A 22780-nucleotide genomic window follows, 5' to 3' on the forward strand; every position below is an offset into this window, starting at 1 on the left:
TCTCCTTCCGGCTGTTTTTTAATGGTTTAAACTCGTTCGTTGACCAGCTGGAATCCTTCTTCTTCTAACTGACGCTTGATCAATTCTGCCTGTGCGCTGTCTCTGGTTTCCATAACCACCTTCAAGAAGCAGCTGTTGATCGCCATATTGGGATCGCCGTTATCGTGATGTACCGCAACCACATTGCCGCCGCAGCGGCTGATCACCGTGCTTACGCCCACCAGCTGGCCCGGTTTATCCATCAGTGCGATGGTCAGGGTGTTTCTCCTGCCGCTCATGATCAAACCTCGGGTAATGACCCGATTGAGAATGTTTACATCAATATTTCCCCCGCTGACCACACAGACAATCTTCTTCTTTTTCAGCGGGATTTTATCGAACATCACCGCTGCCACCGATACGGCGCCGGCACCCTCGGCTACCAGCTTCTGTTTTTCCATCAATGTCAAAATGGCTGTGGCAATTTCGTCCTCAGTAACCGTAATCATTTCATCCACATATTTGTTTACCAGCTCGTAAGTCTCATTGCCCGGCACTTTGACTGCGATTCCGTCGGCAAAGGTGTCCACCGTTTCCAAAGTCTTCTTTTCATGGGCCTTGACAGATTCGTACATGCTGGGTGCACCCGCCGCCTGGACGCCGTAGATCTTGCATTCCGGCTTGAGCTGCTTGATCGCATAGGCCACGCCGCTGATCAGCCCGCCGCCGCCCACCGGCACCACGACCGCGTCCACATCAACCAGCTGATCCAGAATCTCCAGCCCGATGGTCCCCTGGCCGGCGATCACATCCACGTCATCAAAAGGATGGATAAAGGTGTAACCCTTTTCTTTCTGCAGCTCGATGGCCTTGTTGTAAGCATCGTCATATGTATCGCTGACCAGGCACACTTCCGCGCCAAAGCTCTTGGTGGCCTCCACTTTGCTGATGGGCGCGCCGTCCGGCATGCAGATCAGGGAAGGGATCTGGTTCTTTTTCGCCGCCATAGCCACTCCTTGGGCGTGATTGCCCGCGCTGCAGGCAATGATTCCTTTGGCTTTTTCCTCGTCGCTGAGTCGGCTGATTTTATAATAAGCGCCCCGCACTTTAAAGCTGCCTGTCATCTGCAGGTTTTCGGTTTTCAGATAAATTTGATTTTTGGCGCTGAGTGCTGGAGCTAAGATTAAATCGGTCTTTCTCACAGCATCTTTCAAGGTAAATGCGGCATGATAAATTTTGTCAAGCGTTAGCATGATCTGCCCTCCTTTTTTCAATAACGGGCCTTGTCTTGTCGGCCCTCGCTTCGCTTCGTCTCCTGTTCCTTTCGGAGACCTGCTTCGGGTCATGTATCTATTGTAATGCTTTTATTGGGATTTGCAAGGGCTTTCGATTTGCATTCCCATCATTTTTTCATTATAATAAGAGCAAATCATTTAAGAACCGAGGAACGTTACATGAAGAAAAAACTTGCCGAATTAAATTTGAAATTAAACTCACTGGTGATCTTTCGCGATCTGCTCACAGATCCGGTGATCGCCAATTTTCAAATAATGGCCGATGCCATTGAAGAGAAGGAGTCGAGAAAGCAGGTCGAAGCTTACTGCCAGTTCACTTCTTGTCTTTATCAGGCAAACGCCAATCTGAGCGTCTACATCAATAATGTGCTGCTGAATGACGATAATTTTTATGTCAAAGAAAAGGCCTGCGGAAGCCTGGTCTCTCAGGCTGTGGAGGCCTGCTTGTTTTCTGAACTGGATATCCTGCAGGAGCTGTCCCAAATCACTTCTCAGTCCATCCGGGATCTGATCAATTACAAAGGCTTCCTCCCTGACTGGGAAACAACGATCTTTGATTTTCGCTACGATTATCAAGAGCGCATCCACAAGCTTCCATATACGGGCTACGGCATCTATTCCAAGTATTCGGTCTTTCGCCTGAAAAGCGACAGAATCGTTCCGGTAAAGCATCCCGATGGGCAGAAGCTGGAAGAATTATTCGGGTATGAACGGGAACAGGCTTTGATTATTAAAAACACCCAGGCGCTTCTGTCCGGGGAAGGTGCCAGCAATATGCTCCTGTACGGCGATGCTGGCACCGGAAAAAGTTCAACCATCAAAGCAGTCTGCAATCATTACGCCGACCAAGGGCTGCGCCTCTTGGAAGTAAAGAAAAATGAAATTTACCGGATCCCTTACGTGATCGAAGAGCTTTCCAATAATCCGCTGAAATTCGTAGTATTCATCGATGATCTGAGCTTTACCAGCAATGACGACAATTTTTCCGCCTTGAAAGCGATCCTGGAAGGCAGCGTCTCAGCCTGCGGAAAAAACATTGCCATTTACGCTACCAGCAACCGCCGCCACCTGGTCAAAGAAACCATGGGCGACCGGGCCGGCGATGAGCTTCATATCAACGATACGCTTCAGGAGACCATGAGTCTGGCGGCCCGCTTCGGCCTCACCATCACTTACCAGCGGCCGGATAAAGAAGAATACCTGAACATCGTGGAAAACCTGGCCAAAGATTATGGGGTCGATATGCCTAAAGACGAGCTTTTCCGCAAAGCTGAGGCTCACGCTCTCCGCTGCAACGGCAGAAGTCCGCGGGTAGCCAAGCAGTTCATTGAACTTGTGAAGATTGGAATTTAATATACTGGCCTGTGATATAGGGGCTGTCACGTCAACGAAAGATGTTGCTGCGGCAGCCCCTCACAATTCCCCCAGAACACAAATTTTCGTTAATCCTATTCGAAACTGGCCTTTTGGCAGTCAATGTCCATATAAAATGTCGTAATACCGGGCATTCTCCCACATCAGGTCAACTGTTATGTGTCGCTAACCACATATAAATCTCTCATACGCATCAACACACCGCAAATCAATGTCTCCACTCAGCCTCACTTGCTGCGAAACTAGCAAAATCTCCTGTTTTTATATGGACTTTACATCCACAATAGGCCATTTCGAATAGAAACCAGCAAAAAAAGTTTTTTACCTGTTTGGCCGGCCTGCGCGAAGCCTAATGCAGCCACCCTTTTTTGGGAGTAAAAATTTCCGGCTTTTCAGAAGTTTACCGCAATCCGGATAATAACACCTTTCTTTCTCACAGTTTCCACCAGAATATCACATTGTTCCGTTAAAATAGTCTTATCATCAACGAAACAAGGAGGTCACGATGGGGAAATTAAAGATAGCCATTGCAGTTTTTTCTGCCATTCTCCTGCTGACGGCAATGACGGCCTGCACCAGCAAAGATGATGAAGTCTATGGAAAAATAACGAAGATTAATGATACAAAAATAACCGTAGAAACGGGAGCATATGAAGAGCCTCCCAAATTGGAAAAGAACAGCTCCACCCAATCTGAAACCGGCTCCCAGACCGATAGCACATCCAAGGCTGACAATAAAGCGGCGGACAGCAATGAGCCCCCACAAATATCCGATGGCGGACAGCCATCAGACAGCAGCGGTCAAGACCGTTCAAACGGAAGATTTCCTGAGGGTATAAACGGCTTCACTGCTGATGGTGGGTCAGCCACTTATATTCTTTCAGATAATATCGATATCACCGGTTTGGAAGAAGGAATCCTTGTCAAATTGACACTTGATGACGATACGGTAACAGCAATCGAAATCATCCACCAGCCAGGCAATGCTCCGGGCGGCAGCGCCGGTTCAGAGACTGGCGCTACAAAAACCAGCGCTACTTTCACAGTAAGCGGCGGAAAGCAGACATCCGCCAACAAGGATTATGAATCAGAAGAAGCAAATGTCAGTGCTGTCCTGGTAGAGAATAAAGGCAGCCTTGCGATCAGCGGCGGTTCTCTCATAAAGTCGGGAGACACCACCGATGATACCGAAAGTAATTTTTACGGACTGAACGCAATTCTATCTGCATCAGGAGGCAGTAAAATAACGTTGGACGGGACGACGCTCACATCCAGTTCCGACGGATCAAACGCCATCTTTGCCACCGGAAAAGGTTCCAAAATCGTTGCAAAAAACTTCTCCATATACACGACAGGAGACTCGGCTCGTGGTTTGGATGCCACTTATAAAGGTACAATTATCGCAACAGGAGGCGATATCTCCACCAAAGGTTCGCACTGCGCGCCCATTGCCACCGACCGGGGCGAAGGTACTATTCAGGTCAGCGATACGTCTGTCAGCGCTGAAGGAGACGGAAGCCCCTGTATTTATTCAACGGGAACCATCACAGCCGCAAATGTTACCGGATATGCAACTGGCAGCCAAATCGCTGTGGTAGAAGGAAAGAATAGTATTTCTTTGGATCACTGCGTTTTGCAGGGTGCAGGTAAAAACGGCATTATGCTCTATCAGAGCACTTCCGGTGATGCGGCAGAAGGAGAAGCAAGTTTTAATGCCGCTGACTCAACGCTGACGACCACCTCTAAAGGCCCAATGTTTTATGTGACCAATACGGAGGCTTCGGCAACGCTTAAAAATACAAAGCTCTATTATAGCAGCGGCATTCTTATAAATGCAGCCGGAAACAAAACCAACAACTGGGGAAAGGCGGGAGAAAACGGAGGGAACTTTACCCTGACCGGAATCTCTCAGAATTTGGAAGGAAATGTGAAATGTGATCAAATCAGTACGGTCACTCTTAATTTAACTGAGAAATCAGCCTTTAAGGGAAGTATTAACGCTGGAAATTCCGCCAAGTCTGCGACCATTCACTTAGACAAGTCCAGTACCTGGACCATGACGGGCGACAGCTATGTATCAGCAATCACAAATAAGGATACCGCCTGCTCCAACATTAAATCCAATGGCTTTACGCTTTATTACGATAAGTCCAACGCAGCCAACAAGTGGCTGGATGGAAAAACGCTCTCTCTTTCAGGCGGCGGGAAGCTTACGCCGGCTGGCTGATCTATCCAAAAGGGGACTGTCACAAGACAGCCCCCTTTTTTCATTTAACCCACAAACGGTATCACATAAATCAAAATCGCAATCACCACCACGATGGCCACGACGGTGCGCCAAATCTTGAACTCCTTATCCATCTTAGCTTTTTCCTCTGCCGGCGGCTCTTGATGGGCCACGATCTGGGCCTTTAAGTCCTCATCGCCCGATTTTCCGTACTTAGCCTGACAGATGAAGAAGATCACCAGACCCACCGCGCACCAGATGACGCCCGTCCAGAAAGCCTCCCGATCCAGCTGTGTCATCATGATGATATAAATGATAGCGCTGACCGGAACGCCCACCTGCCAGAGTGGAGCCTTATAGGGCCGCTCCAGATCGGGCTGGCGTTTTCTCAGCATCCCGCAGGCAATGATCCCGATCACATAGTAGAACAAATCGGCGAACAGGCTCAAGGACGCGATATAAATCATAGAATTGGTCGCAATCAGCAGCACCGTCAAAACGCCCAGGACCAGAATCGCCACGTAAGGCGTCTTATATTTGGGATGAACTTTGGCAAAGAACTTGGGCATCGCACCGTCACGGGCCATGGTGAACAGGTATCTGGGCGGTACGGAAATGCTGGAGTTGAGCGTTGAAAAATCGCCGCCAAAGGCAATGCCCGCAGCCAGCATAATCAGCGGAAATCCCAGAATTCCGGCAATGGTCATAGCTTCCGCATAAGGAGCCGAAGCATCGGCGATAGCCGGAAGCTGATCCGTAGGAACAATTCCCACCAGGAACCATTGGAAGAAAGCGTTTACGGCAAAGACGATAAACGGTGCCAAAAACAGCGCTCTTGGGATATTGATGTGGGGATATTTGATTTCTTCTCCCATAGCACAGCAGGTTTCAAACCCGGCAAAGCACCACCAAATTAAGGCTACCGATCCAATAAAACCGCCTGCGGAAAAATCCACATATTCCGGCAGCTGAACAAAATTGGACAGACCCACGTTGGGGATCATGATCAGGAACCAGATAATCGCCACGCCCCAGAAGAAAAACATAAATCCGTTTTGAAGCCTGCCTGTGATTTCCACGCCGCCCACACTGCAGACCATGAATACCACAACTGCAATGCAGGCAATGATGATATCGCTGGTGCCGCCGCCGGGTATCTCCAGGCCCAGTGCTCCCAAGAAGGTTTTGAAGTAAAAGCTGAAGGCAAGGGCTTCGCCGCTGGTAACCGCCACCAGAGAAATAATAAAGTTCCAGCCTGCCAGCATACCAAAAGGCTTTCCAATCCCCAGGGACGCATATTTGTATGTACCTCCCGCATAAGGCAGCGCAGCACCCATTTCCGCATACAGCAGCGCCGGATAGATGCTGATGAGCATTGCCACAAAAGTAGCGATAATCACCGCGGATCCCAGCATACCTACCACGTTGGCGCCGGTGGTAAACAGCCCCACGCCTACGACTGTACCTACGGTAATGGTAACAGCCTCTTTCATGCCAAAGGTTCGTTTGAGCATACGACTTTCATTTTCCATGTTTTCGTTCTCCTCTCTTTATTTTTCCTTCTCCATCCGGATTTCCGCAGCCCTGGCATGGCCGGTCAGCCCTTCGCCTCTCGCCAGGTTGGAAACCAGGGGAGCAATATCCAGCATCGCTTGTTTGGACATACTCTGATACGTGCACGTCTTCAGGAACGTGCCCACCCAAACGCCTCCTGTGTATCTGGCCGCTCCCAGGGTTGGCAGCGTATGGTTGGTGCCGGATGCATAGTCGCCGAACACTTCAGCCGTATTGCCGCCGATAAACAGGGACCCGTAATTGCGCAGCGCGGCCACGACCCCATCGATCTTTTCTTCTGCCACATTGACTTCCAAGTGCTCCGGCGCATAATCATTGGCGTAATTTACCGCTTCGGACAAATCATCGGCAATGAGAATTTCACCGTAATCATTCCATGAGCTTCTTGCGATTTCCTCCGTATCCAGCGCAGGCAGCTGACGGTTCACTGCCTGGAGAATGGCCTTTCCCAGATTCTCATCTGTGGTCACCACCAGTCCCTTGGCCGCCTTATCGTGCTCCGACTGGGCCAGCAGATCGGCTGCGATCACTTCCGGGTCCGCCGTCTGATCGGCGATGACTAGAACCTCGCTGGGGCCCGCCACAAAATCGATGCCCACTTTTCCGTAGCACTGCCGTTTGGCTTCTGTCACAAAATGATTGCCAGGCCCTACGATCATATTGACCGGCTTGATCTGATCCGTTCCATAGGAAAAAGCGGCAATGGCCTGCGCGCCGCCCAGCGCGTAAATTTCATTGATGCCGGCCACATCCATGGCAACCAGCGTCTTGGGATGAATCGTCGTTGTCCCTTTGATCACCGGGGAACAGGCGGTAATTCGTTCAACGCCCGCTACTCTGGCCGGAATCCCCAGCATCAGCGCTGTGGAGTAAAGGGGATAGCCGCCTCCAGGAACATAGCAGCAGCAGGACTGGACCGGAATTACCCGATGCCCCAGCTTGATCCCCGGCGAAGGGGAAAAATCTTTCAAACTTCCTACTGTTTCCTTCTGCGCGTTGGCAAAGGCCTCGATATTGGCAGCCGCCTTTTTGATATCCGACAGTTCTTCATCCGATACCTGCTGGTAAGCTTCCTCGATTTCCTGTTTGGAGATTCGCAGGGCCTGCCTATCGCACTGGTCAAACTGTTTATTATATTCCTGCAGAGCCGCGTCTCCATCTTTTATCACACAATCGATGATATCCCCCACTGCCTGTCTGAGGGCCGTACGATCGGCTTCTGTTCTTTTTTTGGAGCTCTTTAATTCTTTCACGCTTTTCATCTCCTCTCATTTACTACTTTACTATAATACAGCATCGAGCCAGCTAATTGTCAAGGGCGTTATTTGGAGAATTCCGGCCAAACCTTGAGTGCACTCCAGATTTGTGATACCATATAGGCAGAAAAACCTTGGAGGTGAGCGGTTTGAGAATAGGTCAGGTTTCTAAAAAATATCAAATATCCGTAGACAATCTATATTACTACATCAATTACGGCCTTCTTGTGCCCCCCAGGCCCGGCGGCCAGTATGTATTCGACAGCCAGACCCTGAAGGATCTGGAGCTTGTTCTGGAATTGAAAGAAATGAATTTTTCTTTGAAAGAGATCCACCGGATCCTGTCTCTTTATCGAATTTCCGGCCTTGCGGTCAACCAGGATGTGGAGGATCTGCGCAGAATCTATACCGACAAACTCCACGATCTGCGCAGCGAGAAGCTGCGGACCGAAAAAAACATTGAAAACCTGGAAAGAAAAATCGCGGATTTGAGCGCTCTGCTTCCTGACAATCGCCCCGACATCGGACTTCCGGTCCGCATGCTGGATCACTTGTGCTGTCCGGCCTGCGGCGGCAGCTTTTCACTGGATAATGTACGAATGGATCTCAAATATATTTTCAGCGGCAGCCTGCGATGCTCCTGCGGCTACACCGCCTCCATTGAGGACGGCATCCTGCTGACACCCAACAAAAATAAGGATTTATACGACACCCCTGATCTGGACCGCAAGCTGTACCGGGACCTCCCCCCTGCCCTCATCAGCTTGTTTCAGCGATCCTTTAACTGGATGGTGGAAAAGCTGGAGCATATGGATTTATCCGGCAAGGTGGTACTGGAAACCTATATCAACGCCTGGTTCTTTCTCCATAACCACCAGCAGTATCTGGACCCGCAAGGTCAATATATCGTTGTCGATAAGTATCCGGAAATGCTGCGCATGTATAAAACCCTCATGGAAAAACAAGGCTATGGGCTGGACATCCTGTTCATCGCCGACAGCAGCACCCGTCTGCCTTTAAAGCCCGGCTGCATCGATTTGAACATCGATTATTTCGCAGTCAATGAACATAATTTTTACCATAACACCTTCCTCTATGACGAGCTGATGCCTTATTTCAGCTCTGAGGCCCTGCTGCTAGGCACCTATTTTTACTTTGACCACGGAAAAAAATCCATGGAAAACCTGCTGCGGGAATACCCCACATCTTCCACGGATAATTTCAATCTGGACTATTTTCTCCGCCATATGGCAGATACGATCGTGCAGCAGGAGGACTGCGGCTTCACCACCAGCTCAGGCGTCAACATCGGGTTCAGCTTCCACCATGAGGGTGAAAAAATGTACCTTCGCTCCTATTTGGCCAGGCTTTGATTCAAGGGGATTTTACATCAGAAAAGCCATTCCCTGCTCCACCACAAACACGGTTATGCAGGCGCCCAAAGCTACCAGCAGCAGCCCCTTTTCCCGAAGCGCCATGAAAACCGCCACTGCGAAACCTGCGATGGCAGCCGCCATCTGCGTGGTGGAAAAGAGGATCGCCGGAAAGGTCATGGATGCCAGTGCCGCATAAGGCACATAGTACAAAAAGGACTTTATGAACGTGTTTTTAATTTCCCGGTCCACCAGCACCAGCGGGATCATGCGGATCAAATAGGTTACAACCGCCATCACCAGAACGTATAAATAAAAGTTCATGAATACAGCTCCTCCTCTTTGATGGGATGGATGACCGCCCCTGCCGCGGAAGCGATCATAGTACAAATGATGATGGCAAATCCCGGCGAAATCTGATCCAGTACCGGTACCCAGCGGAGTACCGAGCTCAAAATCACGGCGATCAGAATCACAGCGGTAATGGATTTTTCCCGCTTAGCCGGCGGAATGATAATGGCCAGAAACATGCCGTAGATGGCAATGCCCAGGGCGCTGCTGACCGCTTCAGGCAGGGCAGAGCTGGCGACAGCTCCAAAAAAGGTTCCCGATGTCCAGGATGCGATACACACTGACATGATTCCATATATGTAGTGTTTTCCAACCCGCCCGTCTTGGGTGCTGACCAAGGCAAAGGCTTCGTCCGTTATACTGAAGGCAATGATGCACCGTTCCACTCTGGTTATGGAGGGTTCCAGTTTTTGTGATAATGACAGCGACATAAGGGCGTACCTGAGATTGATGACCAGCTGGGTCAGCGCCATTTCAAAATACGGCGCTGCGGCCGCAATCACAGTGAGTCCGGCAAACTGGCCCGCCGAAGTCAGGTTGGTAAAGGAAATCAGGGCCGCGCCGCCGGCAGTGGCTCCGGTTGCTACAGCCGCCATTCCAAACGTAAACCCCACCGCCAGATATCCTGCGCAGATTGGGATCGCATCTTTCATACCTCTTGCAATTTCGTTTCTCATCACTTACTCCTAAATTTCTACTCATACTTTGTTATTTTAACATAGAATCCCTTTCTTCCCAAGGTTGAATTTGGGACAAAATTGTGGTATCGTTTCCTCACAGACATTGGAGGTGAACTATGAATATTACGCAAGCGATTGACATTCGAAAATCCCGCAGAACCTACCTGAGCACGCCCATCGAGCCCGCAAAGACAGCGCTGCTCAAAAGTCGTATCGAGGAATACAACCAGAAATCTAATTTAACCATCCGCTTTATGGAGAACGGAAGCGCGGCTTTTTCCGGCATCCGCAAAAGTTACGGTTTATTTAAAGGCGTCCGCTCCCTCTTCATCATGAAAGGCCCTGCAAAGGATCCTTATCTTAAGGAAAAGATCGGTTACTACGGCGAGCTTTTGATCCTGGAGGCAACTGCTCTGGGGCTTGGAACCTGCTGGGTCGGCGGAACCTTTGATGCTTCCGGCATCCGCAAAGCTCCAGACGAGGATCTGATCTGTGTGATCACAGTGGGCAATGTGCCGGAGGAAGAAACACTTCGGGAACGGATGATTTACAAAGCAATCCATCGTAAAACAAAATCCATCGGTGAGATGTCCGAGGTGGTGGGTGAACCGCCGCTCTGGCTAAAAAAAGGGATGAAGGCTGTGCAGAAGGCTCCGTCTACCCGCAATACGCAAAAGGTTTTGTTTCTCTATAAGGCCGGGGTTCTCCGCGCTTCTGTACCGGATACGGATCGATTTGATTATGTGGATTTGGGGATCGCCAAGGCTCATTTTGAGCTGGCCGCCGGCGGCAAATTTGAACTGGGCAACAGCGCCAAATATGTTTCCATGGAGGAGGAGTGATTGAATGTCCGATAAGAAAGAGAGGACGCCTGTCTTTTACGGCAGTCTGGTTATACTGCAATGCCTGATCTGGGGGATCGGTAATCCGATCACCAAGATCAGTGTGGAAACAATACCGCCTTTTTCTTGTATGGGCATTCGCTTTACGTTAGCGTTTGCTTTATTCATGCTGGCTTTCGGCAGGCAGATCATCCCCCAGTTTAAAAAGGAATATCTTGCAAACTGTATTGTGATCGGTCTTTTTACTGCCGCTTCCTTTATTTTTTCCACCTTTGCCCTGCATTTGGCGGATGCTACCGTTGTGGGGTTTTTACTGGCATTTTCGGTGGTCTTCACCCCCATTCTCTCTTTTTTTATCCTCCGGCAAACCATCAGCCGCCGCTTCGCTTTGATTATTTTCATGGTAGTGGTCGGTCTTTATTTTCTGTGCGCCAACGGGGGCAAATTCACCTTCGGCGCGGGAGAACTGCTGGCCCTGCTCAGCGCTTTATCCGGCGCCGGCATGTTAATCTACAGTTCAAAACACGTCACAGCCATTGGCCCCCTTGCCCTTTCGGCTGCCCAAGCCGCGATTACGGCCATCGTGTCGTTTCTCTTCGCTGTTGTCTTTGAGGATATCAAAGATCTGGGCCAGGCCTCGCCGGAAGGGTGGGCCTCCGTCGTGTATCTTGCGGTGGCGTGCACCTGCATTGCCTATATCCTGCAGAACATTGCCCTGCGTAAAGTCTCGGCCACCTTTGTCTCGCTGGCTTTTTGCACAGAGCCGGTCTTTACTGCAATCGCTTCCTTTTTTATCCTCGGCGAGCGCCTGTCGCTGGCGGGATTGGCGGGAGCAGTCCTCATCGCGATCGGAATCACCTTGGCCTCTGTGATGCCATCCTCGGAGGAGTGAGCCCTCCAGGGCGAACGGTGCCCTTTTTCACTTTTTTTGCCGATTTCTATTCGATATCCCCAAAAGGCCATATTTCTATGGACATTGCTTGCGAAATGCCCCATTTCGAATATAAATGGAGAGAATTTTTATTTTATGACAATTTGATCGCTGCCCCCAGTGATTGGAATGTTACAACTTCACGTGTCTGAATTCTCCAGGACCCCTGCTTTGATAGCCCCTTTAAAAGGCACGAAAAAAGCACCACTTTCGCAAAATCGCAAAAATGGTGCCGCTGCAAGCGCTGGACGCCGCACACTGTAGAACTCATTCTTTATGCGGCAGCCCTTTTCCCTCTTCTCTAATCCTCTTTTTTAAGTTTTTGAGCAAGCCGCAGACTGATCGCCGCAATTCCTGCCAGGAGAACGGTGGTGACCGCCAATCCTCCCAGAAGGCCTTTTGTCTTTGGCTCCCGATCTCTTGTGATATCTTCCTTTGGTGCTCCGTGTCTCTTCGCTGCGAATCCCTGTTTCATAATCATATTCCTCCCTTTTGTAACCTATAACGTTCCGGCGCGCCTAAAGCTTTTCAGCCCACTCCGCTTCCTTGAACCCCGTCAGAACAACATCATCGTTGATGATCAAAGGACGCTTCACCAGCATTCCGTCCGTAGCCAGCAAATCCAGTTGCTCGTCTTCGGACATGTCCGCCAGCTTGTCTTTCAAGTGCAGCTCTTTATATTTAAGCCCGCTGGTATTAAAAAACTTTTTCAAAGGAAGTCCGCTTTTTTCATAAGCATCTTTCAGGACCTCCCTGGATGGGTTATGTTCTTTTATGTCGATCTCCTCATATGCTTTCCCCTGCTCATCCAGCCATTTGAGCGCTTTCTTGCAGGTTGTGCATTTTGGATAGCAATAAACTTTCATCTCTTGTACCTCTCTTTCTCTTTTATCATAAACCAGTTGACCGGTTATTGCAACTGTTATCCCCGCAGGATTCTTCGGCCCATGTCATGCCTGCGTTCCCCAAATCTGCCATCTGGCAAGCTTTGATGGGACCCTTTGTCCTGCGCACGTTCTTTATTATATGCGTGAATCGGATTTTCTTTACAAAAAAACTGGCATCAAAAAGATACCAGCTCCCTTTTGCACGTCATTTTTCCTCGTCCTCTTGCACAGGGGTAGTTCTTGCCTTTGCGATTATTTCTTCAAGAGCAGCGCTTAGTTCATCTCCCGACCGCTCGATGAGATCGGTCATTTCCTGCTGGGACTGCTCCTCCATCTCTTTTATCGTCAGCTGCATCTGCGCCTTCATTTCTTCCAGCTCAGATTCCATCTCTTTTGTCAGCGGTACGACTTTTTTTTGAGGAATGTCCTCAGACGACTCGCTTTCCGTTCCGCCTTCAATATCCGCCAGTTCATCCTGAAGTTCTTTTCGCAGATCATCAGTTTGTGTTTTCAAGGCTTTTCTTAATTCGCAGAGTTCAGCCTTCATAACCGCCCGCAGACTGTCTTTTTCCATCTCCAGTTCTTGATCCATGTTGGACAACTGCGTATTCAATTCCCCCTTGAGACCATCGGCCTCATTTTTTATATCTGTATTACTGGCCCGTATCTTATCATACGCCATGGCCAGTCTCAAGCCCATTTCTTCGATGTCCATATTTCCTTCCTTCTCTCCTATAGCCCTTATATCCTACCATATTCATGAAGGATTCTCAAGATAGTTTTCAAATATTTTCCATAGAAAAAGCAGGCATCCTAAAATTTTGCACTGCCTGCTTCAACTACTTATTTTTTCAAAATCACAGCCAAACATTGATCCCCTGGCTTTTCTACTCCATAACGGCCCCTTTATCTGCAGAAGTCACGTTTCTTTGATATCTTGCAAGCCATCCTGACTTTGCTCCAAAATCAGGCGCTTTATACGCTGCCATTCTCTTCTGGAATTCCTCGTCGCTGATCTTGGCATTGATCGTCGAAGCAGGGATATCAATTTCAATCAAGTCGCCTTCCTGCAAGTAAGCAATGTTTCCTCCGGCAGCCGCTTCAGGAGCAACGTGTCCGATCGAGGCGCCTCTGCTGGCGCCGCTGAACCGTCCATCCGTAATCAAAGCGACCGTCTTATCCAGCTTCATACCGGCCAAAGCGCTGGTTGGGTTGAGCATTTCCCGCATGCCCGGGCCGCCCTTTGGTCCCTCATAGCGAATCACAACCACATCTCCGTCCACGATCTTGCCGCCGTAGATGGCTTCGATGGCCTCCTCTTCGCTGTTGAACACGCGGGCAGGTCCGCTGTGAACCAGCATTTCAGGCGCTACCGCGCTTCTCTTAACGACGCATCCGTTCTGTGCAATATTTCCCCAAAGTATGGCAATGCCGCCGGTTTCACTGTAAGGGTCGCTCACCGGACGAATGATCTCATAGTCCTTTACTGAGGCGCCTTCCATATTCTCACCAACCGTCTTGCCGGTGGCCGTAATCAGGCTCTTATCGATCAAGCCTTTCTTATCCAGTTCACTAAAGACAGCCATCAAGCCGCCGGCCCTGTTGAGATCGTGCATATGGGTATCGCCTGCAGGTGCCAGGTGGCACAGATTGGGAACCTTGCCGCTGAATTGGTTAAAGATATCCAGGTTCAACTCGATTCCCGCTTCATTGGCGATGGCCAGCAAATGGAGAACGCTGTTGGATGAACAGCCCAGCGCCATATCACAGGCCAGGGCATTCTTAATCGACTTTTCGTTAATAATATCTCTGGCAGTAATATCCTTCTCCACCAGCTCCATAATCGCCATACCCGCATGTTTTGCCAAACGAATTCGGCCGCTCTCCACAGCTGGAATCGTTCCATTTCCAGGCAGGGCGATGCCGATGGCTTCACACAGGCAGTTCATGCTGTTGGCCGTGTACATACCTGAGCAGGATCCGCATCCCGGGCAGGTGTTCTGTTCAAATTCTTCTAGCTTGTCGTCATCGATTAGATTTGCTTTTCTCGCTCCTACTGCTTCAAACATCTTGGACAAGCTGGTTTCCTCGCCGTTTACTAGTCCGGACATCATCGGCCCTCCGGAGCAAACGACAGCCGGAATGTCCATTCGCACAGCCGCCATCACCATGCCCGGAACAATCTTGTCGCAATTGGGAACCAGCACAACTCCGTCTAAGGCATGACCCATGACCATCGTCTCCACACTGTCGGCAATCAGTTCCCGGCTGGCCAGGCTGTACTTCATTCCGATATGACCCATGGCAATGCCATCGCACACACCAATGGACGGAATTTCAATCGGAGTTCCGCCAGCCATTCTCACACCGGCTTTTACAGCTTCCGCTACTTTATCCAGGTGCATATGTCCCGGCACAATTTCACTTTTCGCTGAAACAACGCCGATCAGCGGCCGATCCAGCTCTTCCTTCGTATATCCCATGGCATAGAACAAACTCCTCATGGGAGCCTTTTCCACACCTTGGGTAACTTTCGCACTTCTCAGTGTCATAGGTTATTCTTCCTTTCTACACCAATGGGGCTGTCGCATAAAAGCGATTTTGCTCCATGCGGCCGCCCGATATTAAAGATTGCACCAATTTTGCAGAAAACAATCTATTTTCATTATGGTAAACCAAAAACAGATGCGGCCGCGGGGCAATTCCAGCGCCCCAGGCGCCCAGACGAGCTCGGGGGGGCGCCCTTCCGGCCGCAAATTATCGCTCCGGCCAGAAAATCAACCATTCCACGATAAATACAGGGCCATTTTGCGGTCCACCGGCCCTAAAATGGAGAAAAACCATCGCTGATCAGCCCATATTGTGCAATCAGCGATAAGAAATCATCGTGGAGCAGAGCAAATGGGGAGTTTTACGATAATCAACCCGATTTTGCCCCAACTCCCCGCCAAGGAAAACGTTCTTGCGCAAGCAAACTCCGCAGGCGCAGCCGAGGACAACGCGGGCCAAGGGCCCGCTCCTCCGCTCCCGCCGGTCGCTTCGCTGTCCGTTTTCCCAGCGGCGCTAAAGCCCCGGGGAAAAAGGCCTTGCCGGAGCAAAACGTTTTCCTCCTCTATTTCTTCAACCAGCTCATCATCTTTCTCAGCTCAGCGCCGACCTTGCACAGCAGATGTTCGGACTCCTTCTTTCTTGTTGCCAAGAATCTCGCTCTTCCGCCTGCCTTGAACTCCTGAATGAACTCGCTGGCAAAGGTTCCATCCTGAATTTCGGACAAGACTTTCTTCATTTCCTTACGAGTATCCTCTGTGATCAGTCTTGTTCCGGTTCTGTAATCACCGTATTCCGCTGTATTGGAGATGGAATATCTCATCTTATCGAAACCGCCTTCATTGATCAGGTCAACGATCAGCTTCATTTCGTGGATACATTCGAAGTATGCCATTTCCGGCTCATATCCGGCTTCTACCAGTGTATCAAATCCAGCCTTCATCAGCTCGGTTACGCCGCCGCACAGTACAGCCTGCTCACCGAAGAGGTCTGTTTCTGTCTCTTCTTTAAAGGTTGTTTCCAGGATTCCCGCACGGCCAGCGCCGATACCGGAAGCATATGCCAGAGCATAGTCCTTGGCTTTGCCGGATGCGTCCTGATAAACTGCGATCAGGCTTGGTACGCCCTTGCCTTCTACATACTGAGATCTTACTGTATGACCAGGTCCTTTCGGAGCAATCATGATAACGTCTACGTTGGCAGCGGGCGCGATCTGATTGAAGTGGATGTTAAAGCCGTGAGCAAATGCCAGAATGTTGCCTTCCTTCATGTGCTGCTGAACCTGTTCCTTATAAATATCGGCAGCCAGTTCGTCCGGCACCAGCATCATTACGATATCTCCTGCTTCAGCTGCCTCTTCAATGCCTACAACTTTCAGTCCTGCTGCTTCTGCTTTTGCAGCGTGGGCGGATCCGGGTCTCAGACCTACTACTACATTAACGCCGCTTTCATTGAGATTCATCGCATGAGCATGGCCCTGGCTTCCAAATCCGATGATCGCTACGGTTTTTCCGTCTAATAATCCTAAATTACAATCCTGATCATAATACTTCTTAATCATTTTAAAAAATCTCCTTTACATATTTAATTGAAATAAACTTTAGTTGTTAAACATTAATTTTTCTCGATGTTATGTTCCCGTATCCCTCTTTCAATACCTGTGATACCGGTTCTGCACACCTCAGCAATATCGTAGCAATTCATCATATCCATAAAGCCGTCCAGCTTTTCCGGCGCTCCGGTGAGCTCTACGATCATACTGTCTTTGGACAAGTCGATAATTTTTCCTCTATAGATTTCAATAATCTCCCGGATGGCCGTCCGGTCGTTTTTATCGCATTTAATCTTAACCAGCAGCAGCTCTCTGTAAAGACTGTTTCCCGCATCCAGCGTGAAAATATCACGCACCACTTCTAGTTTTTCTGTCTGAGTAAGAATCTGGTGCAGGGCCTGCTCTGTTCCTGTAAACACAATGGTAATCCTGGAAATCTCCGGGGTATTGGTCGCGGAAACAGTCAGCGAATCGATGTTGAATCCCCTTCTGCCGAAAAGGCTGACTACCCGAGTCAAAACGTTGGACTGGTTATCGACTAAAATGCTGATTACTTCTTTTTTCAGTGTTTTATCCATTGCCTTCTCCTTCCTATCCGATAATCATATCTTCAACCGTACCGCCGCCTGGAATCATAGGCAGTACTCGTTCTTCCCTTGCAATGGCACAGTCGATCCATACCGGGCCCTTTTCTTTCAAGGCTTTTTTGAACACATCTTCAAACTCCGTAGGTGTTGAGGCGGAATAACCCTTTGCACCAAAGGCTTCAGCCAATTTGGGGAAATCGGTTTTTCGTTCCGGCGTTGTGGCCGAATAGCGGCGTCCATAAAAGCTGGTCTGCCACTGATAAACCATCCCCAGCACCCGGTTATTCATAATGATGGTTATAATAGGAAGTTCTTCACTGACAGCGGTGCATGCCTCGTTGAGGTTCATATGGAAGGAACCGTCTCCTGTGAAGTGGATGACCCGTTTTTCCGGACATCCCACCTGAGCGCCGATGGCCGCTCCATAGCCGAAGCCCATGGTTCCCAGTCCGCCGCTGGTGATGAAATCTTTTGTTTTGTCATGCTTGAGATATTGAGCAGCCCACATTTGGTGCTGTCCTACATCCGTCACATAAATCGTTTCTTTATCCGTCAAGTCGCATACCGCTGTTACAACTTCGCTTGGATGCAGCTCCGCATCCTGGCACTTAACATCGCCGGTCTTTTTCTTCCATTCGGTGGATTGGGCCACCCATTCTCCATGGTCTCGTTTTTCGATCATGGGCAGCAGTTTTTGCAGAAAATCCTTAACATCGCTGATAACGCTTTTATCTACAATTACATTTTTATTGATTTCGCTCTTATCGATGTCCACCTGAACTTTTTTCGCCCGCTTGGCAAATTTCTTCGGGTTGAGCGCTACACGGTCGCTGAACCTGCATCCCAGAGCCACCAGAAGGTCAGCCCGGTCTACCGCCCGGTTGGCGGCAATGCTGCCGTGCATGCCGATCAGCCCCAGGTTTCTTTTGTTTTCGTATCCCAGAATTCCGGCGGCCATCAACGTATATGTAGCTGGGATATCGGCCTTTTCGATCAATTGATTGAGCTCATCTCCCGCGTCCGAAGCCGGTACGCCGCCTCCGAAATAGATGACCGGCCGTTCCGCCTGATTGATCATGGCTGCGATTTCCGCCACCTCATCGTCGTCAGCCAAAGGATGGGGCTGAAGCTCAAGTGGTTTTCCTTTTTTATAGTCAATGGTGTCGGCTGTAACGTCTTTAGTAATATCGATCAGCACCGGACCTTTTCTGCCGCTGTTTGCAATGCGGAAGGATTCCCGTATGGCATGCTCCAAATCCTCAATTCTATTTACAAAGAAGCTGTGTTTCGTAATGGGCAAGGTCACACCAGTAATGCATATTTCCTGAAAAGCATCACGTCCGATCAAACTGTCCGGTACGTTGGCCGTTATGGCAATCATGGGAACACTGTCCATGAAAGCCGTCGCGATGCCTGTGACCAGATTGGTTGCTCCCGGCCCGCTGGTGGCAAAGACAACGCCTGTTTTTCCAGTAGCTCTGTAATAGCCATCCGCTGCATGGGCAGCGCCCTGCTCATGGGCTGTAAGGACGTGCTTAATTTTGTCTCTGTACTCGTACAGCACATCGTATAGATTCAAGGCTGTTCCGCCCGGGTATCCGAATACCGTATCCACACCATGCTCCAACAAAATTTCCGCTACTAACTGTGATCCTGTTAACTTCATTTCGCATTCTTCCTTTACTTTCAAATTTTTCGTATTTGTCCTTCTCAATAATGGATGTTATTTACACTTATACACCATTTTTTGTTCTAGCACAACCTATTATAGAGCTTTTTTTAATAAAGTCAATGCGTTTTTGTGTTTTTTCACAATATTTTTTTATTTTTATAGTTTATAATCACAAATTCAACTTTTTAAAACTTTAATTACTCGAAAATCCGGCTTTGCATATCAGGTCGTGGAAATTTCATTATACCCCTGTACAAGGGGAAAGCTGTGATCCGAAAAATAAATGCTCCTCTATCAAAATCTTTTAAACGCCTTTCATTTTAGACAGTTTTTGGCCTGTGATACGCCTGTCCAGGGCCATCCAAAAGAGAAAGATAAAACAGCGGATACCAGTCCAATGGCCTGGACCGATACCCGCGCTTTTTAATCAAATTCAGTTGAACTTGTTCATGCCTGCATCCACTTTTCATCCCCTGATAAACCATCATATCCCGGATGATTATCAAAGCGTACAATGCCTACCGGATATGCCCCATTGGCGGCTTTTACCACTTGGCCATGTCCCAGCACTCCGAAGCCTCCGCACAGTTCCAGAGAAACGACTCCCTCTTCGGCCAGTTTCCCCGCTTGCTCTACCGCCTGTTCATAGCTTCCGACACCGATCAAAATCAATTCGCCCTTTTCCCCGGTTTTCATGACGGCTCTCTGCGCTTCTTTCAAATCACCATTAATAAACATAAAAGCGACTTTTCTTTTCATAGTCCGCGCCTCCTTTTTAACCTTTATTTTCTATATTTACTCATTTCCGCCGCATTGGCATCCAGCGCCGGCTTTAGCTTTGGATCTAAGAGCACTTCATATGGCCTGCCTCCCTGACGCTGCCTCAGCTCCTCTTTCGCCTCTTCGATCAGCTGGGGATTTTCCACTAGTTCCACTGCTGTACAGGCCAATGTTTTAGCTGCGGTCATGACCGCCTGTCTGCCGGCATCGCGGCCCGCAAGGGCTGTAACGACCCAGTTGTGGAGAGGCAGTCCCTCAGGTACCATTTCAATCAGCAGAATATCCATCGGCGCAAACCAGCTGTATTCCGACGAGTCATTGACCGGCATGCTGCTGCATTCAAAAGGCAGCGGCGGACGTCCCATAGGTGTGACTTCAACGCCGGCCTCTTCCTGTATCTTTGCAATAAACCGGCAGTCCTCTTGGGAAAATTTCGGCATACCCACCAGTTCCAGATTGCGGCTCATGACTTGAGAAATGGTCTTGTTGGGCAGTTTTTCATGGGTCATGGTAATGATCTCTTTTTCTACGGTTGTCCCGGTAGCCAGGGCAATACCGTTGGCGCAGTCATCCACCCTTGCCGCCAGTTGCCGCATGGATTCCGAGTCTCCCATCCTGCCCACGCACCATAGCGTGGCCCGGTCTGGCACCACATTGGGACCCCCGCCGATATCTGCGAACGTATAATTCAATGTGGTCTCACCGCCAGGCTTTCCAGGCTGGGCATGTTCCCGCAAAAACTCCAGAGCATTGCCCATGAGCACGGCCGCGTCCAGCGCACTTCTTCCAAGCCACGGAGAATTTCCGTGGGCGGTTCTTCCTTTAAAATGATACTGGAAGTTGAAAAAGGCTACGCATTCTGTGAAGCCGGCCTTGGTATAAGGCATTACATGCCAATCCAATACACAGTCCAGCCCTTTAAAATATCCTTCTCTTGCAAAGAATGGTTTTGCCAGGCACATTTCTTCGGCCGGAGTCCCAAATATCTTGATTCTGGCTTTCAGTTTTTTTGCATCAATCAGCGACTTTAGGGCAGTGGCGGGCGTAACTCCTCCGATTGCCATTAGATTATGTCCGCACCCGTGTCCCGGAGCTCCTTTCTGCAAGCTTTCCGGGTAAGCGCAATTCTTGTCCTGGGACAACCCCGGCAGGGCGTCATACTCGCAGTTAAATCCGATTACCGGCCCCTCATCACCATATTCCGCAAGAAAGGCCGTGGGCATTCCCGCCGCTCCTTTCTCAACCTGATATCCTTCTTTGTCCAAGTAATCCGTAAGCAAGGACGATGCGTAATACTCCTGCATGCTTAATTCTGGATTTTCCCATATCTTCCATGATATGTCCATCAGCTTATCCTGATTGTCCTCGATCCAGGAAATTGCTTGTGTTTTTAATGTTTTCATACTTCATAACCTCCCGCACTAATATGTATATTTTTTTCTCAATCTGAAACAGATCAATCTTAGAATAACAACGATCGCCATGGAACCGGCCGCCATGCACCAGAATGCCACATAGCTGCCTGTCACATCGAAGATGACAGCTGCCAGGGTTCCTCCGAAGGTGCCCCCAAAGTTGGTCGCCATATTCATTCCCGCTGCAATATTGCCGTAATCCTTCTCACCAAAGAGCGCGTTTACAAGCAGCGGCGGGCAGACGGTAATTCCTCCGCCTCCGATTCCGTAACAAATGACTGCGCCAAAGACAAACACCACTGGATTTATGGTCATCAGAGCCAAACATACAAACTGCAGTCCAAAGATCACAGCCGAAAAAATGGATCCGAACTTTGTTCCAAACTTATCGCACAGAAAACCGATCAAAATTTTTCCGATGGCGATCATGCCCAAATTGAAGGATGCGATCAGGGCAGCCTTTTCCACGGAAAACCCGCAATCGATGAAAAAGGGCGCCGAGTTGAAAAGAATGGCCGTAGAACCAAAAGTCGTCAAGATCGCAGATGCCGCGATCATCCAAAACATAGGCGTTTTCAGAGCTTCTCTTACAACCATGCCTTTTGCTTCGCCAGTACTTTCTTTTTGAGTTTCCGCAAGGGTCTCTCCCATTCTTACAAAGCCTCTTTGCTCTGGTGTTTTCACAAGAAAAATCAATGCCATGGCCGCTACCACTCCGAAGAGAACAGCCAGAACCAAGTATCCCGTTCTCCAGCCCGAACTGGAAATAACTGAGTTGAGCAGCGGCAGAATAACCAGCCCGCCGACGCCGCTTCCTACAAAGCAGAATCCCATTGCTGTTCCCCTTACTTTGCCGCCGAACCAGTTGTTAAGGATGATGGACAAAGGCAGAACTGTACAATTGGAAAATCCCACACCGAGAAAAATCGCGCCGAAGTAAAACATGTACAAGGATTTTGCCATTGCAAAAATAACGTAACCGGCAGCCGCAACCAGTGCGGAAATCACAACGATTCGTTTGACATTGCCCTTTGCCATACGCTTTCCATAATAAGCCGTCACTCCAATTGACACCAACAGAAGAATGGTTTGGTACAAAAGGAAGGATCCTCGATCGACCCCGAAAGCTTCCGTAACCGGTATTACAAATACACTTGTGATGGAAATACATCCCGTGTAGGCGATTGACATCATGAGAAATCCCACAATCATCAGCACCCAGCCATAATAAAACCTTCCATTTTGTCTTAACCCTACTTTGTTCATAAACGATACCTCCCTGCGTTCCGAATGAAATATTTATTCTGTTTATGGATAAATGCAATTACTGTGCCACCCTTTTTTCTCGTTAAAACCATTAAAGCCCGTTATTTTTCATAAAATTCAGCCGATTTCCCTTAGACCGCTTTCCGATCCATGCAAAAATTCATACCTTTTCTTGTCCATCTTCGTTGAAG

At 49.2% G+C, this 22780-nt stretch carries 20 protein-coding genes; 5 read left to right on the forward strand and 15 right to left on the reverse strand.

Annotated elements, in window-relative coordinates; all coding sequences use genetic code 11:
- Positions 1-26 precede the first annotated feature (26 nt).
- Entirely contained in the window at positions 27-1232 is a 1206-nt protein-coding gene (gene ilvA, locus LG211_RS06680) for a threonine ammonia-lyase (RefSeq protein WP_269477214.1), read from the reverse strand.
- 201 nt (positions 1233-1433) lie between these two features.
- Here ilvA and LG211_RS06685 point away from each other — a divergent pair, with 201 nt between their 5' ends.
- Together LG211_RS06685 and LG211_RS06690 are read left to right on the forward strand one after the other, a co-directional pair.
- Positions 1434-2627, forward strand: a complete 1194-nt coding sequence (locus tag LG211_RS06685) for an ATP-binding protein (RefSeq protein WP_148397865.1) — start codon at positions 1434-1436, stop codon at positions 2625-2627.
- Between the two features lie 526 nt (positions 2628-3153).
- Positions 3154-4875, forward strand: coding sequence for a hypothetical protein (locus LG211_RS06690; protein WP_269477215.1), 1722 nt, complete (start codon positions 3154-3156; stop codon positions 4873-4875).
- A gap of 44 nt (positions 4876-4919) precedes the next feature.
- On the opposite strand, the gene LG211_RS06695 is transcribed toward LG211_RS06690, so the two are convergent.
- A complete protein-coding gene (locus LG211_RS06695) occupies positions 4920-6407 on the reverse strand; it encodes an APC family permease (protein ID WP_253020543.1) in 1488 nt (495 codons plus the stop codon).
- An 18-nt stretch (positions 6408-6425) separates the two neighbouring features.
- Positions 6426-7703, reverse strand: coding sequence for a histidinol dehydrogenase (gene hisD, locus LG211_RS06700; RefSeq protein WP_269477216.1), 1278 nt, complete (start codon positions 7701-7703; stop codon positions 6426-6428).
- Between the two features lie 152 nt (positions 7704-7855).
- Here hisD and LG211_RS06705 point away from each other — a divergent pair, with 152 nt between their 5' ends.
- Entirely contained in the window at positions 7856-9079 is a 1224-nt protein-coding gene (locus LG211_RS06705; RefSeq protein WP_269477217.1) for a MerR family transcriptional regulator, read from the forward strand.
- 12 nt (positions 9080-9091) lie between these two features.
- On the opposite strand, the gene LG211_RS06710 is transcribed toward LG211_RS06705, so the two are convergent.
- Both LG211_RS06710 and LG211_RS06715 read right to left on the reverse strand, forming a co-directional pair.
- Entirely contained in the window at positions 9092-9403 is a 312-nt protein-coding gene (locus LG211_RS06710; RefSeq protein ID WP_148397879.1) for an AzlD domain-containing protein, read from the reverse strand.
- Positions 9400-10107, reverse strand: coding sequence for an AzlC family ABC transporter permease (locus LG211_RS06715; protein WP_253020546.1), 708 nt, complete (start codon positions 10105-10107; stop codon positions 9400-9402). Before LG211_RS06715 ends, LG211_RS06710 begins: the two co-directional genes overlap by 4 nt.
- A 119-nt stretch (positions 10108-10226) precedes the next feature.
- On the opposite strand from LG211_RS06715, the gene LG211_RS06720 reads away from it, so the two are divergent.
- Both LG211_RS06720 and LG211_RS06725 read left to right on the forward strand, forming a co-directional pair.
- Positions 10227-10952 (forward strand): nitroreductase family protein, encoded by a 726-nt coding sequence (locus LG211_RS06720; RefSeq protein WP_148397881.1) that lies wholly within the window; start codon positions 10227-10229, stop codon positions 10950-10952.
- Positions 10953-10956: 4 nt separating this feature from the next.
- Positions 10957-11844: a DMT family transporter gene (locus tag LG211_RS06725; RefSeq protein WP_253020547.1), complete on the forward strand. Its 888-nt coding sequence runs from the start codon at positions 10957-10959 to the stop codon at positions 11842-11844.
- Between the two features lie 340 nt (positions 11845-12184).
- On the opposite strand, the gene LG211_RS06730 is transcribed toward LG211_RS06725, so the two are convergent.
- From LG211_RS06730 to LG211_RS06775, 10 genes are all read right to left on the reverse strand, one after another.
- A complete protein-coding gene (locus LG211_RS06730; protein ID WP_269477218.1) occupies positions 12185-12358 on the reverse strand; it encodes a hypothetical protein in 174 nt (57 codons plus the stop codon).
- A gap of 43 nt (positions 12359-12401) precedes the next feature.
- The gene (locus tag LG211_RS06735; RefSeq protein ID WP_148397883.1) at positions 12402-12749 is read right to left on the reverse strand and encodes an arsenate reductase family protein; all 348 of its coding nucleotides are present in this window, start codon (positions 12747-12749) and stop codon (positions 12402-12404) included.
- Positions 12750-12975: 226 nt separating this feature from the next.
- Positions 12976-13485 carry a hypothetical protein gene (locus tag LG211_RS06740; RefSeq protein WP_148397884.1) on the reverse strand — a complete coding sequence of 170 codons (510 nt, stop codon included), beginning with the start codon at positions 13483-13485 and terminating at the stop codon, positions 12976-12978.
- Between the two features lie 172 nt (positions 13486-13657).
- A complete protein-coding gene (gene ilvD / locus LG211_RS06745; RefSeq protein WP_417448593.1) occupies positions 13658-15322 on the reverse strand; it encodes a dihydroxy-acid dehydratase in 1665 nt (554 codons plus the stop codon).
- A 560-nt stretch (positions 15323-15882) separates the two neighbouring features.
- Entirely contained in the window at positions 15883-16878 is a 996-nt protein-coding gene (gene ilvC / locus LG211_RS06750) for a ketol-acid reductoisomerase (protein ID WP_148397886.1), read from the reverse strand.
- Between the two features lie 53 nt (positions 16879-16931).
- The gene (ilvN, locus tag LG211_RS06755; protein WP_253020549.1) at positions 16932-17447 is read right to left on the reverse strand and encodes an acetolactate synthase small subunit; all 516 of its coding nucleotides are present in this window, start codon (positions 17445-17447) and stop codon (positions 16932-16934) included.
- A gap of 13 nt (positions 17448-17460) precedes the next feature.
- Entirely contained in the window at positions 17461-19122 is a 1662-nt protein-coding gene (gene ilvB / locus LG211_RS06760) for a biosynthetic-type acetolactate synthase large subunit (RefSeq protein ID WP_253020550.1), read from the reverse strand.
- Between the two features lie 453 nt (positions 19123-19575).
- A complete protein-coding gene (locus tag LG211_RS06765; protein WP_253020551.1) occupies positions 19576-19887 on the reverse strand; it encodes a DUF6506 family protein in 312 nt (103 codons plus the stop codon).
- 23 nt (positions 19888-19910) lie between these two features.
- A complete protein-coding gene (locus tag LG211_RS06770) occupies positions 19911-21311 on the reverse strand; it encodes an amidohydrolase (RefSeq protein WP_269477219.1) in 1401 nt (466 codons plus the stop codon).
- A gap of 18 nt (positions 21312-21329) precedes the next feature.
- Positions 21330-22589: an MFS transporter gene (locus LG211_RS06775; protein WP_269477220.1), complete on the reverse strand. Its 1260-nt coding sequence runs from the start codon at positions 22587-22589 to the stop codon at positions 21330-21332.
- Positions 22590-22780 lie beyond the last annotated feature (191 nt).

The sequence above is a fragment of the Hominibacterium faecale genome (genome assembly GCF_020734085.1).
GTDB classification, from domain to species: Bacteria; Bacillota; Clostridia; order Peptostreptococcales; family Anaerovoracaceae; genus Hominibacterium; species Hominibacterium faecale.

Bases quoted from the DNA above. Each gene is read 5' to 3' on its own strand.
- LG211_RS06690 (WP_269477215.1), top strand. From the start codon at position 3,154: ATGGGGAAATTAAAGATAGCCATTGCAGTTTTTTCTGCCATTCTCCTG.
- ilvD (WP_417448593.1), bottom strand. From the start codon at position 15,322: ATGACACTGAGAAGTGCGAAAGTTACCCAAGGTGTGGAAAAGGCTCCC.
- LG211_RS06685 (WP_148397865.1), top strand. From the start codon at position 1,434: ATGAAGAAAAAACTTGCCGAATTAAATTTGAAATTAAACTCACTGGTG.
- LG211_RS06770 (WP_269477219.1), bottom strand. From the start codon at position 21,311: ATGAAAACATTAAAAACACAAGCAATTTCCTGGATCGAGGACAATCAG.
- LG211_RS06775 (WP_269477220.1), bottom strand. From the start codon at position 22,589: ATGAACAAAGTAGGGTTAAGACAAAATGGAAGGTTTTATTATGGCTGG.
- ilvA (WP_269477214.1), bottom strand. From the start codon at position 1,232: ATGCTAACGCTTGACAAAATTTATCATGCCGCATTTACCTTGAAAGAT.
- ilvC (WP_148397886.1), bottom strand. From the start codon at position 16,878: ATGATTAAGAAGTATTATGATCAGGATTGTAATTTAGGATTATTAGAC.
- ilvN (WP_253020549.1), bottom strand. From the start codon at position 17,447: ATGGATAAAACACTGAAAAAAGAAGTAATCAGCATTTTAGTCGATAAC.
- LG211_RS06730 (WP_269477218.1), bottom strand. From the start codon at position 12,358: ATGAAACAGGGATTCGCAGCGAAGAGACACGGAGCACCAAAGGAAGAT.
- LG211_RS06710 (WP_148397879.1), bottom strand. From the start codon at position 9,403: ATGAACTTTTATTTATACGTTCTGGTGATGGCGGTTGTAACCTATTTG.
- LG211_RS06720 (WP_148397881.1), top strand. From the start codon at position 10,227: ATGAATATTACGCAAGCGATTGACATTCGAAAATCCCGCAGAACCTAC.
- LG211_RS06695 (WP_253020543.1), bottom strand. From the start codon at position 6,407: ATGGAAAATGAAAGTCGTATGCTCAAACGAACCTTTGGCATGAAAGAG.
- ilvB (WP_253020550.1), bottom strand. From the start codon at position 19,122: ATGAAGTTAACAGGATCACAGTTAGTAGCGGAAATTTTGTTGGAGCAT.
- LG211_RS06740 (WP_148397884.1), bottom strand. From the start codon at position 13,485: ATGGACATCGAAGAAATGGGCTTGAGACTGGCCATGGCGTATGATAAG.
- LG211_RS06725 (WP_253020547.1), top strand. From the start codon at position 10,957: ATGTCCGATAAGAAAGAGAGGACGCCTGTCTTTTACGGCAGTCTGGTT.
- LG211_RS06735 (WP_148397883.1), bottom strand. From the start codon at position 12,749: ATGAAAGTTTATTGCTATCCAAAATGCACAACCTGCAAGAAAGCGCTC.
- LG211_RS06715 (WP_253020546.1), bottom strand. From the start codon at position 10,107: ATGAGAAACGAAATTGCAAGAGGTATGAAAGATGCGATCCCAATCTGC.
- LG211_RS06765 (WP_253020551.1), bottom strand. From the start codon at position 19,887: ATGAAAAGAAAAGTCGCTTTTATGTTTATTAATGGTGATTTGAAAGAA.